General features: G+C 73.6%; 3 protein-coding genes. All 3 read left to right on the top strand.

The genetic code is table 11. The features are described from left to right. Positions 1-141 precede the first annotated feature (141 nt). Positions 142-6,747, top strand: a complete 6,606-nt coding sequence (locus C556_RS0113740; protein WP_018748829.1) for a non-ribosomal peptide synthetase — start codon at positions 142-144, stop codon at positions 6,745-6,747. Between the two features lie 3 nt (positions 6,748-6,750). Further along, positions 6,751-14,010, top strand: a complete 7,260-nt coding sequence (locus C556_RS20460) for a non-ribosomal peptide synthetase (protein ID WP_018748828.1) — start codon at positions 6,751-6,753, stop codon at positions 14,008-14,010. A gap of 307 nt (positions 14,011-14,317) precedes the next feature. Continuing rightward, positions 14,318-14,653 (top strand): contractile injection system protein, VgrG/Pvc8 family (locus C556_RS20455; RefSeq protein ID WP_040431183.1); only part of this gene is annotated, 336 nt, incomplete at its 3' end.

Below are 14,653 nucleotides of genomic sequence, written 5' to 3'. Positions count from 1 at the left end.
AGAGGGAAAACCTGAAAGTCGAAAGAGGAACCCGCTTCCGCAGTGGTTTGGTTTCTCCGTGCTCTCTGTGTTCTCCCTGCCCTCGGCATTTCCCAGAAGTTGTTTTTCAGAAGTTGTTTTTCTCAACCCCCCAGGCACGACATGACCTTCGATCCCCACGATCTGGCGCACCGCTTTGCCCGCCTGCCGCGCGCCAAGCAGGGCGTTTTTTTGGATTCCCTGCGCCAGCAGGGCCTCGATTTCGCCCGGCTGCCCATCGTGCCGGCGCCGCGCGACGGCGACGCGGCGTTGCCGTTGTCGTCCGCGCAGTTGCGGCAGTGGTTCCTGTGGCAGCTGGCGCCGCATGACAGCGCCTATCACATCGCCGGCGCGCTGCGGCTGCGCGGCACGCTGGCGCCGGATGCCGTGCGCGCCGGCTTCGACGCGGTGCTGGCGCGCCACGAAGCATTGCGCACGGTGTTCCGCCCCGGCGCCGACGGCGGCGTGGTGCAACAGGTATGCCCACCGACGCCGCTCGACCTGCCGCTGATCGATCTGGCCGCGTTCGACCCGGCCCGGCGCGAGGACGAAGCGCGTGCCGCCGCCGAGCGCTTCGTCGCGGTGCCGTTCGACCTGGGGCAGGGGCCGTTGCTGCGGGTGGCGCTGATCCGCCTGGCGCCGGACGACCATCTGCTGGCGGTGGCGATGCACCACATCGTGTCGGACGGCTGGTCGATGCAGCTGCTGGTGGACGAATTCGTCGCCCACTACCGCGCCCGGGTCGAGGGCGGCGACGCGCGACTGCCGGCGCTGACTATCCAGTATTCCGACTACGCCGCGTGGCAGCGCAGCTGGCTGGACGCCGGCGAGCGCGAGCGCCAGCTGGCGTATTGGCGCGAACAGCTGGGCGACGAAGCGTCGGGCGACGAACCGTCGGTGCTGCAACTGCCGGCCGACCACCCGCGCGCCGCCGACGGCCGCTACCGTCCTGCCAGCCTGCGCGGCCGCTTGCCGGCCGATCTGGCGCAACGGCTGCGCCAGCGCGCCCAGGCGACGGGCGCCACGCCGTTCGTGCTGCTGCTGAGCGCGTTCCAGGCGCTGCTGTACCGCCTGACCGGGCAGGGCGACCTGCGCGTCGGCGTGCCGGTGGCCAACCGCCAGCGCGCCGAAACCGCCGGGCTGATCGGCTTCTTCGTCAACACCCAGGTGCTGCGCGCCCGGCTGGACGGCCGCACCCCGTTCGACGCGCTGCTGCGTCGCGGCGTCGAGGCCGCGCTGGGCGCCCAGGCGCACCAGGACCTGCCGTTCGAGCAACTGGTCGAGGCGCTGCAACCGGAGCGCACCCTCGGCGTCAGCCCCTTGTTCCAGGTGATGTTCAACCACCTGAGCGGCGACCTGCGCGCACTGGACCGCTTGCCCGGGCTGACGCTGGAAGACTGCCCATTGGCCGGCCGCACCGCGCAGTTCGAGCTGACGCTGACCACCCACGAGCACGACGACGGCACGCTGTCGCTGCGCTTCGACTACGCTGCCGAACTGTTCGACGCCGCCACCGTCGAGCGCTGGCACGGCCATTACCTGGCGCTGCTGGCGGCGCTGGCCGACGCCCCGCACACCGCCGTCGGCGACGTGGCGCTGCTGGGCGACGCCGAGCACGGCCGGCTGGCGCGCTGGGGCCGCAGCCACGCGGCGCGGCCGGTGCGGACGGCGCACGCGCTGTTCGCCGCCCAGGCCGCCGCACGCCCCGACGCCACCGCGCTGATCCTGGGCGACGCGCACTGGTGCTACGGCGAACTGGAGCAACGCGCCAACCGCCTGGCGCACCGGCTGATCGGGCTGGGCATCGGCGCCGAAGCCAGGGTGGGTATCGCGCTGCCGCGCTCGCCCGACCTGGTGGTGGCGCTGCTGGCGGTGCTCAAGAGCGGCGGCGCCTACATACCGCTGGACCCGACCTATCCGGCCGAGCGGCTGGGCTACATGATGGTCGACAGCGGCATCGCGCTGCTGCTGACCGACAGCGCGCTGGCCGCCACGCTGCCGCGCCCGGACGGGCTGCCGCTGCTGGCGCTGGACCGCGCCGACCTCGACGCCGGGCCGGCGCACGACCCGGCCGTGGCGGTCCACGACCATCAACTGGCCTACGTGATCTATACCTCCGGCTCCACCGGCCAGCCCAAGGGCGTGGCGGTGGCGCACGGCCCGTTCGGCATGCACTGCCGCGAAACCGCCGCGCTGTACGAAATGGGCCCGGATTCGTGCGAACTCCACTTCCTGTCGTTCTCCTTCGACGGCGCGCACGAGCGCCTCTTCACCGCGCTGGGCTGCGGCGCCGCCGTGCTGCTGCGCGACGACGCGCTCTGGAGCGCCGACACCACCTTGCAGGCGCTGGCGCGCCACCGCGTGAGCAACGCCGGCTTCCCGCCGGCCTACCTGCGGCAACTGGCCGACAGCGCCCGCCAGCACGGCGACTGCCCGCCGGTGCACCTGTATTCGTTCGGCGGCGAGGCCATGCCGCGCGACGGCTACGACGCCGTGCGCGCCCACCTGCGCCCGCAACGGCTGATCAACGGCTACGGCCCCACCGAAGCGGTGGTCACCCCGGTGCTGTTCAAGGCCGACGCCGCCGACGCCATCGCCTCGGCCTACGCGCCGATCGGCCGGCCGATGGGCGAGCGCAGCGCCTGGGTGCTCGACGCCGATCTCAACCTGGTGCCGCAGGGCGTCGCCGGCGAGCTGTACCTGGGCGGCCTGGGCCTGGGGCGTGGCTACCTCGGCCGGCCGGGGCTGACCGCCGAACGCTTCGTCGCCGACCCATTCAGTGAAGGCGGCCGGCTGTACCGCACCGGCGACCTGGTGCGCTGGAATGGCGACGGCCAGCTGGAATACCTGGGCCGCATCGACCACCAGGTGAAGATTCGCGGCTTTCGCATCGAGCTGGGCGAAGTGGAGGCGCAACTGCTGGCGCAGCCCGGCGTGCGTGAAGCGGTGGCGGTGGCGCAGGACGGCCCGGCCGGGATGCGGTTGGTGGCTTATGTGTCGGCGCACGCCGATCAACCGTTCGATCAAACCGCGCTACGCGCGGTGCTCGACCCGACCGCCTTGCGCGCCGCGCTGGCCGCGCACCTGCCCGACTACATGGTGCCCAGCGCGCTGCTGGTGCTCGATGTGCTGCCGCGCAACCCCAACGGCAAGGTCGACCGCAAGGCGCTGCCGGCGGCCGAGCTGGCCAGCGCCGGATTCGAGGCGCCGCAAGGCGAGCTGGAACAGGCGCTGGCGGCGATCTGGTGCCAGCTGCTGGGCGTGGCGCGCGTCGGCCGGCACGACCACTTCTTCGAGCTGGGCGGGCACTCGCTGCTGGCGCTGGGGCTGGTGGACGCGGTGCGCCGCCAGGGCCGCACGCTGGAAGTGCGCGCGCTGTTCCAATATCCGCGCCTGGCCGAACTGGCCGCCGCCATCGCCGCCGCCGACAGCGCGCCGGCCGTGGTCGTCCCGCCCAACCGCATCCCCGCCGGCTGCACCGCGCTCACCCCCGACCTGCTGCCGCTGGTGACGCTGGAGCCGGCGCAACTGGCGCGCATCGAGGCGCTGGTGCCCGGCGGCGCCGCCAACATCCAGGATATCTACCCGCTGGCGCCGTTGCAGGAAGGCATCCTGTTCCACCATGCGTTGCAGACCGAGGGCGACGTCTACGTCACCACCCAGGCGCTGGCCTTTGACAGCCGCGAGCGGCTGGAACGCTTCGTCGCCTGCCTGGAACAGGTGATCGCGCGCCACGACATCCTGCGCACCGCCGTGCTGTGGGACGGCTTCGCCGAGCCGGTGCAGGTGGTGTGGCGCGAGGCGCCGCTGCGGCTGCGCTGGCTGGACGACGCCGCGCGCCTGGCGCACGAAACGGCGCCGGGACGCTATCGCATCGACGTGCAGCGCGCGCCGCTGATCCACGCCATCGCCGCGCCCGACCACGAACGCGGCGGCTGGCTGCTGCAACTGCCGTGCCACCACCTGATCACCGACCACACCACGCTGGAACTGCTGGTCGAGGAGATCGACCTGATCCAGCGCGGTAAGGCGGCGCGCTTGCCGCCGCCGCTGCCGTTCCGCGAATTCGTCGCCCAGGCGCGGCTGGGCATCGGCCAGGCCGAGCACGAAGCGTTCTTCCGCCGCCTGCTGGGCGACGTGAGCGAACCGACCGCGCCGTTCGGCCTGCTGGATGTGCAGCGCGACGGCGGCGGGCTGGACAGCGCCACGCTGCCGCTGCCCGCCGCGCTGGCCGCCACGGTGCGCGAACAGGCGCGGCGCCACGGCGTCGCCGCCGCCACGTTGTGCCACCTGGCGTGGGCGCTGGTGCTGGCGCGCGCCACCGGCCGCCGCGACGTGGTGTTCGGCACCGTGCTGTTCGGCCGGATGCAGGCCGAGGGCGCGCAGCGCGCGCTGGGGCTGTTCATCAACACCCTGCCGCTGCGGCTGGCGGTGGACCGCGACAGCGTCGCCGACGGGCTGCGCCAGACCCAGCGGCGCCTGGCCGACCTGCTGCGCCACGAGCACGCCAGCCTGTCGCTGGCGCAGCGTTGCAGCGCGCTGCCCGGCGGCACGCCGCTGTTCTCCAGCCTGCTCAACTACCGCTACGGCGCGGCCGCCGCGCCGGCCGCCCGCTGGCCCGGCATGGAGATCCTGGCGGCCGAGGAGCGCACCAACTATCCGCTCACCGTGTCGGTGGACGACCTGGGCGACGCGCTGACGCTGAGCGCGCAGGCGGCGCGCGCCGGGCTGGCGCGACGGGTGTGCGACGACATGGCCGCCGCGCTGGCCGCCGTGGCCGGCGCGCTGGCCGACCGGCCGGAACGCCGGCTGTGCGACATCGTGCTGCTGGGCGACGCCGAGCGCGCCGCGCTGCGCGGCTGGAGCGTCAACGCCGACCGACATCCCGACGAGCAGCCGGTGCACCGCCTGTTCGAGCAGCAGGCGCGCCAGCGGCCCGACGCGGTGGCGCTGCTGTTCGGCGACACGCAGCTGGGCTACGGCGAACTGAACCGCCGCGCCAACCGCCTGGCGCACCGGCTGATCGGGCTGGGCGTGCGGCGCGAAGCGGTGGTGGCCGTGGCGCTGGAACGTTCGGTGGAGCTGGTGGTGGCGCTGCTGGCGGTGCTCAAGGCCGGCGCCGCCTACCTGCCGCTGGACCCGGACTACCCGGCCGGGCGGCTCGCTTACATGGTCGAGGACAGCGCCCCGGCGCTGCTGCTCACCCACGGCGCGCTGGCCGGGCGCCTGCCGCCCGCCGGCACCGCGCTGCTGGCGCTGGACACGCTCGATCTGGCCGGCGAACGCGACGACGACCCCGCGCTGGCGCTGCACGGCGAGCAGCTGGCCTACGTGATCTATACCTCCGGCTCCACCGGCCGGCCCAAGGGCGCGGGCAACCGCCACCGCGCGCTGTTCAACCGGCTGGCGTGGATGCAGCAGGCGTACCCGCTGGGGCCGGACGACACCGTGCTGCAAAAGACCCCGTTCAGCTTCGACGTGTCGGTGTGGGAGTTCTTCTGGCCGCTGATGGTCGGCGCGCGCCTGGCGGTGGCCGCGCCGGGCGATCACCGCGACCCGGCGCGGCTGGTGGCGCTGATCCGCCGCCACGCCGTCACCACGCTGCATTTCGTGCCGTCGATGCTGCAAGCGTTCCTGGCGCACGGCGACATCGAATCGTGCACCGGCCTGCGCCGCATCGTGTGCAGCGGCGAAGCGCTGCCGGCCGAAGCGCAGCAGGGCGTGTTCGACCGCCTGCCGTGGGCGGCGCTGCACAACCTGTACGGTCCGACCGAGGCGGCCATCGACGTGACGCATTGGACTTGCCGCGCGGACTTGAGAAAAACGCGCGCGCAAGGGTTTTCCGTGCCCATCGGCGCGCCGATCAGCGCCACCACTACTTATGTCCTGGACGGCGACCTCAACCCCGCGCCGCAAGGCGTGGCCGGCGAGCTGTACCTGGGCGGGCTGGGCCTGGGGCGCGGCTACCTGGGCCGGCCGGGGCTGACCGCCGAACGCTTCGTCGCCGACCCGTTCGATCCTGAGGGCGGCCGGCTGTACCGCACCGGCGACCTGGTGCGCTGGAACGGCGACGGTCAGCTGGAATACCTGGGCCGCATCGACCACCAGGTGAAGATCCGCGGCCTGCGCATCGAGTTGGGCGAAGTAGAGGCGCAACTGCTGGCGCAGCCCGGCGTGCGCGAGGCGGTGGCGGTGGCGCAGGACGGCCCCGCCGGTGACCGGCCTGCCGGCGCGCGGCTGGTGGGCTATGTCTCGGCGCACGAAGGTCACGTGCTCGACCCGACCGCGCTGCGCGCCGCCTTGGCCGCGCACCTGCCCGACTACATGGTGCCCAGCGCGCTGGTGGTGCTCGACACGCTGCCGCTCAACCCCAACGGCAAGGTCGACCGCAAGGCGCTGCCCACGGCGGCGTTCGGCGGCGGCGTCGAATACCAGGCGCCGCGGGGCGAGGCGGAACAGGCGCTGGCGGCGATCTGGTCCGAACTGCTGGGCGTGGCGCAGGTCGGCCGCGACGACCACTTCTTCGCGCTGGGCGGACATTCGCTGCTGGCGTTGCAGGTGGCGGCGCTGCTGGGCGAACGCCACGCCGTCAGCGTGCCGGTGCGCGCCTTCTTCGACCATCCGACGCTGGCCGCGCTGGCCGGCCACCTGGCGGACGCCGGCTTCGGCCAGGCCCGCGCCAGCCGTCTTTCCGCAATGAGCCAACTGCTCGACGAATTCGAGGTCTGATCCATGCCGCTCGACGAACACCAGATCGCCCAACGCTTCGCCGCCCTGGCCCCCGAGGCCCGCCAGGGTTTTCTTGCCCGGCTGCGCGACGCGGGGCTGAACTTCACCGAACTGCCGATCGTGCCCGCCGCGCGCGACGGCCGCCTGCCGCTGTCGTACGGCCAGCGCGGGCTGTGGCTGACCTGGCGGCTGGACCCGGACAGCGCGGCGTATCACATGGGCGGCGTGCTGCGCATCGATGGCGCGCTCGACGCCGCCGCGCTGGCGTCTTCGCTGGACGCGCTGCGCGCGCGCCACGAAGTGCTGCGCACCGTCTACCCGGCCGACGACGACGGCGAGCCGTGGCAGCAGATCCTGCCCGCCGCGCCGCAGCCCCTGCCGCAGACCGACCTGCGCGCGCTGCCCGAGGCCGAACGCGCCGCCGAACTGGCCCGACAACAGCGCGCGCTGGTCGAGGCGCCGTGCGCGCTGGACCGCGAAGCGCCGTTCCGCGCCGCGCTGTGGCGGCTGGCGGACCGGCAATACGCGCTGGGGCTGGTGCTGCATCACATCGCCGGCGACGGCTGGTCGATCGGCATCCTGATCGACGAACTGCTGGCGCTGTACGACGAGGCCGCCAATGGCAATCCGGCGGCGCTGGCGCCGCTGCCGATCCAGTTCGCCGACTTCGCGGTGTGGCAGCGCAACTGGCTGGAGGCCGGCGAAAAGCAGCGCCAGCTCGACTACTGGCGCCAGCGGCTGGGCGACGGCGAGCACGCGCCGCTGGCGTTGCCGCGCCCGCAGGACGACGCCACCGCCGACGGCAGTCTCACCGTGCGGCTGCCCGCCGCCCAGGCCGAGCGCCTGCAAGCGCTGGCGCGCCGGTCCGGCGCCTCGCTGTTCATGGTGGCGGTGGCGCTGTTGCAGGCCACGCTGCATCGCCACACCGGTCAGGCGCGCATCTGCATCGGCACCCCGGTCGCCAACCGGCAGAAGGCCGAAACCCACGGCCTGATCGGCTACCTGCTCAATCTCCAGGTGTTGGCCGGGCAGGTGGACGTCCGCCAGCGCTTCGACCAGCTGCTGGCCCAGGTGCGCGACGCCACGCTGGGTGCGCAGCAGCATCCCGACCTGCCGTTCGACGCGCTGGTCGAGGCGTTGCGGGTGGAGCGCCGCGCCGGCGAGCATCCATTGTTCCAGGTGAAATGCACCCAGCAGGCCGCCGCGCCGGCGCTGCGCCGGGTGCCGGGCCTGCGGCTGGCGTTGCAGGCGGCGACGGCCGGCGCCGCGCATTTCGACCTCAGCCTGGACCTGTTGCCGGGGCCGGACGGCGTGGCGCTGACCTTCGCCTACGCCGCGCGCCGGCTCGACGCCGCCAGCGTGGCGCAACTGGCCGACACCCTGCTGGCGTTCGCCGCGCAGGTGGCCGACGACCCGGCCCGCCGCCTGGCCGACCTGGCGACACCGGGGGTGGCGGACGCGCTGGCCGGGCCGGCGCCGCAGGCGCACGGCAGCGTGCTCGACGCCTGGGACGCCGCCGTGGCGCGCGTGCCGGACGCCATCGCCGTGCGCGACGAGACGCAGGCGTACAGCTATCGCGCGCTCGACGCCCAGGTGGCGGCGCTGGCGGCGCGGCTGCTGGCGGCCGGCATCGGCGCCGAGGCGCGGGTGGGCGTGCACGCCGGGCGCAGCGCCGAATTCGTGCTCGGCGTGCTGGCGGTGCTGCGCGCCGGCGCCGCCTACGTGCCGCTGGACGCGGCGCTGCCGGCCGAGCGGCTGGCGTTCCTGCTGGGCGACTGCGGCGCGCGCCTGCTGCTGAGCACCGCGCCGGACGCGGCGCCGGCCACGTTGCCGGTGTGGCCGCTGCGCTTCGAGGCCCAGCCGGCGCCCGTCGCCGGGCCGTGGCCCGCCATCGCGCCGCAGCAGGCGGCGTACCTGATCCATACCTCCGGCTCCACCGGCCAGCCCAAGGGCGTGGTGGTGCCGCACGGCGCGCTGGCCAACTACACCCGGGCGGTGCTGGCCGCGCTGGCGCTGCCCGAAGCGGCGCGCCAGGTGGCGATGGTGTCCACCGTCTCGGCCGACCTGGGCCACACCAGCTTCTACGGCGCGCTGTGCAGCGGGCGCACCCTGCACCTGATCGACGCCGCGCGCGCCTTCGACCCCGACCGCTTCGCCGAATACCTGGCGCGCGAACGCATCGACGTGCTCAAGATCGTGCCCAGCCACCTGCAAGCCCTGTTGCAGGCGGCGAACCCGGCCGACGCGCTGCCGGCGCACACCCTGGTGCTGGGCGGCGAAGCGTGCCCGTGGGCGCTGCTGGAACGCATCGCCGCGCTGAAGCCCGCGTGCCGCGTGCTCAACCACTACGGCCCGACCGAAACCACGGTGGGCGTGCTCACCCAGCCCGCGCGGCACGCCGCGCGCGCCGCGGCCACGCTGCCGCTGGGCCGCCCGCTGGCCGGCATCGACGCCTGGGTGCTGGATGGTGCGCTCAACCCGGTGCCGGCCGGCGCGGTGGGCGAGCTGTACCTGGGCGGCGCCGGCGTGGCGCGCGGCTACCAGGGCCGGCCGGCGTTGACCGCCGAACGCTTCGTGCCGCATCCGGCCACGCCCGGCGCGCGGCTGTACCGCAGCGGCGACCTGGTGCGCCAGTTGCGCGACGGCAGCCTGGAATTCCTCGGCCGCGCCGACGACCAGGTGAAGATCCGCGGCTATCGCGTCGAGCTGGGCGAAGTGCGCGCCGCGCTGCTGGCGCTGCCGGGTGTGCGCGACGCGCAGGTGGTGGTGGGCGCGGCGGCGGACGGCCGCGCGCAACTGCTGGCCTACCTGGTGCCGGCGTCGCTGGACCCGGCCGCGCTGCGCGACGCGCTGGCCGAGCGCGTGCCCGACCATCTGCTGCCCAGTGCTTTCATTGTGCTGGACGCGCTGCCGCTGACCGCCAACGGCAAGCTCGACCGCAAGGCGCTGCCGGCGCCGGCCGCCGCGCCGGCCGGGAACCGGAGCGCGGACGACGCCCCGCAGGGCGACGCCGAATGCCTGCTGGCCGAAGTCTGGGCCGAGGTGCTGGGCGTGGCGCGCGTCGGCCGCCACGACAGCTTCTTCGCGCTGGGCGGCGATTCCATCCTCTGCCTGAAGGCGGTGGCGCGCGCCCGCAAGCGCGGGCTGAAGCTGACCGCCAGGCAATTCTTCGAGGCGCAGACGCTGGCCGCCATCGCGGCGCGGGCGCAAACGACGGCCCCGGCGGTGCGGACCACCACCCCGCCGCTGCCGGCCGCGCGCCGCGCCGGGCCGTTGCCGCTGTCCTACGCGCAGGCGCGGCTGTGGTTCCTCTGGCAACTGGAGCCGGACAGCACCGCCTACCACATCGCCGGCGCGCTGCGGCTGGAGGGCGAGCTGGACCTGGACGCGGTGCGCGGCGCCTTCGACGCGCTGGTGGCGCGCCACGAAGCGCTGCGCACCGTGTTCGAGGCGGGCGACGACGGCCTGGCGCGCCAGCGCATCCGCCCGGCCGGCGCGCTCGACCTGCCGCTGACCGACCTGTCGGCGCGCGACCCCGCGCAACGGGCCGCCGAGGTGCGCGCCGCCGCGCTGGCACTCAACGCCCGACCGTTCGACCTGACCCGGGGGCCGCTGCTGCGCGCCGGGCTGATCCGCGAATCGGCGCGGGCGCACGTGCTGGCGGTGGTGATGCACCACATCGTGTCGGACGGCTGGTCGATGCAGGTGCTGGTCGAGGAACTGGTGGCGCACTACCAGGCGCGCGTCGAAGGCCGCGCCGCCGAAACCCCGCCGTTGCCGATCCAGTACGCCGACTACGCGCTGTGGCAGCGCGACTGGCTGGCCGCCGGCGAGCAGGCGCGGCAACTGGCGTACTGGCGCGAACAACTGAGCGACCCACAGTCGGGCGGCGGACCGTCGGTGCTGCAACTGCCGGCCGACCATCCGCGCCGCGCCGACGGCCGCTACCGCAACGCGGAGCTGGCGCTGACGCTGCCGGCCGAACTGGTCGGCGCCGTGCAACGCCGCGTCCAGGCCGAGGGTGCCACGCTGTTCATGGCGCTGCTGGCGGCGTTCCAGGTGCTGCTGCATCGCCATACCGGACAGCACGACCTGCGCATCGGCGTGCCCATCGCCAATCGCCAGCGGGTCGAGACCGAAGGCGTGATCGGCTTCTTCGTCAACACCCAGGTATTGCGCGGCATCGTGCACGGCCGCAGCACGCTGGGCCAGGTGCTGGCCCAGGCGCGGCAGGCCGCACTGGGCGCGCAGGCGCATCAGGACCTGCCGTTCGAACAACTGGTCGAGGCGCTGCAACCGCAGCGCAGCCTGGGCAGCACGCCGTTGTTCCAGGTGATGTTCAACCACCAGCGCGGCGACCTGCGCGCGCTGGCCCGCCTGCCGGGGTTGCAGGTGGCGCCGTACCCGCTGGCGCCGCAGGCGGCGCAGTTCGAGCTGACGCTCAACAGCCACGAGCATCCGGACGGCCGGGTCGAGCTGCTGTTCCAGTACGCCGCCGAGCTGTTCGAGCCGCGGACGGTGGCCGCGTGGGCGCGCCATCTGCAAGCCGTGCTGCGGGCGCTGGCGGACGCTCCGGATTCCACCGTGGGCGACTTGCCGCTGCTGGACGCCGCCGACCACGCCACCCTGGCGCGCTGGGGCGTGGCGCCGCCGCCGCCGGGCGGCTTCGACCCGGTGCCGGCGCAGTTCGCGCGCCAGGCCCGGCGGCATCCCGACGCGGTGGCGCTGCTGTTCGGCGACACCCGGCTCAGCTACGCCGAGCTGAACGGGCGCGCCAACGCGCTGGCGCACGCGCTGATCGCCCAGGGCGTCGGCCCCGATACGCGGGTGGGCATCGCGGTCGAGCGCTCGGTCGGCATGGTGGTGGGGCTGCTCGCCATCCTCAAGACCGGCGGCGCCTACGTGCCGCTGGACCCGTCCTACCCGGCCGAGCGGCTGGCCTACATCATCGAGGACAGCGGCCTGTCGCTGCTGCTGACCCAGCGCGCGGTGCGCCCGCGCATCCCGGCGCCGGACGACCTGCCGGTGCTGCTGCTGGATGACCAACCGCCGGCCGGAACGGCCGTCGCGGGCGACCCCGAGGTGGCGCTGCATCCGCAGCATCTGGCCTACGTGATCTATACCTCCGGCTCCACCGGCCGGCCCAAGGGCGTCGGCATTCCGCACCAGGCGTTCCAGCGGCATTGCCACGCGGCGGTCGGCTTCTTCGGCCTGACGCCGGACGACCGCATGTTGCAGTTCTCCACGCTGAACTTCGACGGCTTCGTCGAACAACTCTTCCCGCCGTTGCTGGTCGGCGCGGCGGTGGTGCTGCGCGGGCCCGATCTCTGGGACAGCGCCACCTTCCACCGCGAACTGCTGGCGCGGCGCATCAGCGTGGCCGACCTGACCACCGCCTACTGGCTGGTGCTGGTGCAGGATTTCGCGCGCAGCGGCGTGCGCGACTACGGCGCGCTGCGGCAGGTGCATGCCGGTGGCGAGGCCATGCCGCCCGAAGGCGTGCGCGCCTGGCGCGATGCCGGCCTGGCCGGGGTGACGCTGCTGAACACCTACGGCCCCACCGAGGCCACCGTCACCGCCACCGTGCTCGACTGCGCGCCCTACGTGGACGGCACGCAGCCGCTGCCGCCGCAGATGCCGATCGGCCGCGTGCTGCCCGGCCGCGCGCTGCGCGTGCTCGACGGCGACCTCAACCCGGTGCCGCCGGGCGTGGCGGGCGAACTGTGCATCGGCGGCGAACTGCTGGCACGCGGCTACGGCGGCCGTCCCGGCCTGAGCGCCGAGCGCTTCGTCGCCGACCCGCTCGACACCGCCGGCAGCCGGCTGTACCGCACCGGCGACCTGGTGCGCTGGCGTCACGACGGCCAGCTCGACTACCTGGGCCGGATCGACTTCCAGGTGAAGGTGCGGGGCTTCCGCATCGAGCTGGGCGAGGTGGAAGCGCAGTTGCTGGCGATCCCCGGCGTGCGCGAAGCGGTGGTGCTGGCGCAGCAGGCGGCCGCCGGCACCCGGCTGGTGGCCTACGCCTCGGCGGCCGACGGCGCGCTGGACGGCGCCACGCTGCGCGCGCGGCTGGCCGAGGCGCTGCCGGACTACATGGTGCCGGCGGCGGTGGTGCTGCTGCCGCGCCTGCCGCTGAACCCCAACGGCAAGATCGACCGTCACGCGCTGCCAGCGCCGCGGGAGGACCACGCCGGCCACGTGCCGCCGCAAGGCGCGCTGGAACCGGCGCTGGCGGCGATCTGGGCCGCGCTGCTGGAGGTGGCGCAGGTGGGTCGGCACGACAACTTCTTCGCGCTGGGCGGCCATTCGCTGCTGGCGCTGCGGCTGGTGCAGCGCATCCACGAACAATGGGGCGAGGGCAGCGTCAGCCTGCTCGACGTGCTGCGTGCGCCCGACCTGGCGGCGCTGGCGCAGGCGATGGCCGAGCGCGAGCACGCCGAGGACCGCGACGTGCTGGTGCTGGGCCGCGAGCACCACGGCGCGCCGCTGTTCCTGTTCCCCGGCCTGTTCGTCAACACCGCCGAGTACCGGGCGCTGATCGGCGCGCTGGCGCAGCGGCGGCCGGTGTACGGCTTCGTCAGCCACGCGCTCACCGCGCGGCGCTGGCGCGACTTCACCGTGGCCGGCATCGCCGCCGAGTACGCCGCCTACATCCGCGCCCGCACCCGCGACGGCGCCTGCGCGCTGGCCGGTTGGTCGCTGGGCGGCGAACTGGCGCTGGAGACCGCAAGGCAACTGGAGGCCGATGGCGTTGAAGTGCGCTTCGTCGGCCTGATCGACACCGCGCACACCGCGCCGCCGCCACGCCCGCCGCTGACGCCCGCGCAACTGGAGCAGGTCGACGCCACGGTGGCGGCGTGGCTGGCGCGCTCCGGCATGCGCCGGCACTGGCAGGCATTGCTGGCGCGGCTGAGCCCGTCGCAACTGGCGCAGTACCGCCACCAGGTGGCCGACGTCGGCGACCGACTGCCGTGCGACGGCGACGCGATCCACGCCGCCGAGTACCAGCTGTGGGCCGAGGTCAACGTCAACAACGCCGTCGCGCAGCACCGCCACGGCCGCATCGCCGCGCCGCTGCACCTGTGGCACGCCGAACAGACCGTCGCCGCCGGCAAACGCCGCGCGTGGGACCGGCACGCCGATACGCTGTACGAAACCGTGGTGCCCGGCACCGGCCACCTCGACATCATCCACGCCCCGGCCTTCCTCGCCGGCATCGCGCGGGCGCTGGACGAGGCGACGGATCGTAGTCCGGCTTAGGGGGCTGGTGGGGGGGCGAAACCCCAAGTCTTGAACCACAGAGGGCACAGAGAACACAGAGATACACGGAGAAAAACAAAACGAAAGACGAAAACTTGAGTGTTCCGGCCTTCCCCACTCTTGGGTTTTCTCTGTGTACCTTCGTGTTCTCTGTGTCCTCTGTGGTTCAAGATTTAGGGTTCCCGTTCCAGCCGCCCAACCCCGACCAGCGGCCAATCGACCGTGCGGTGCTTGCCCGGATGCCCAGGGCATCTTTACCATCATGCCTGACAAAAATTGTTGGGTAGATGACGTGGATATGTCGGATATGCTGGCTTCCTTCGCCAGCGCCTTCACCCAGGCGCAGCGGCTGCTGACCCTGCACCTGGGCGACGGCGCCGCCTACGGCGAGCAACTGCTGCCGCAATCGGTCGCCGGCGAGGAAGCGCTGTCCCGGCCGTATCGCTACGTGGTGGAATGCCTGTCGCCCGACGTCGGCGTGCCGCTCAAATCGCTGCTCGGCCTGCCGGCGCAGCTCGGCATCCTGACAGCCGACGGCGACGAAGTGGTGCGCTGCGGTGTGGTCACCGCCGCCCGGGCACTGCCGTCCGATGGCGGCTTTGCCCGCTACGCGCTGACGGTCGAACCGCCGCTGGCGCTGCTG

The sequence above is a fragment of the Chitiniphilus shinanonensis DSM 23277 genome (assembly GCF_000374805.1).
Classification (GTDB): domain Bacteria; phylum Pseudomonadota; class Gammaproteobacteria; order Burkholderiales; family Chitinibacteraceae; genus Chitiniphilus; species Chitiniphilus shinanonensis.
The sequence above is the reverse complement of the archived record's forward strand: the minus strand, read 5'-3'. Positions and strand labels throughout refer to the sequence as shown.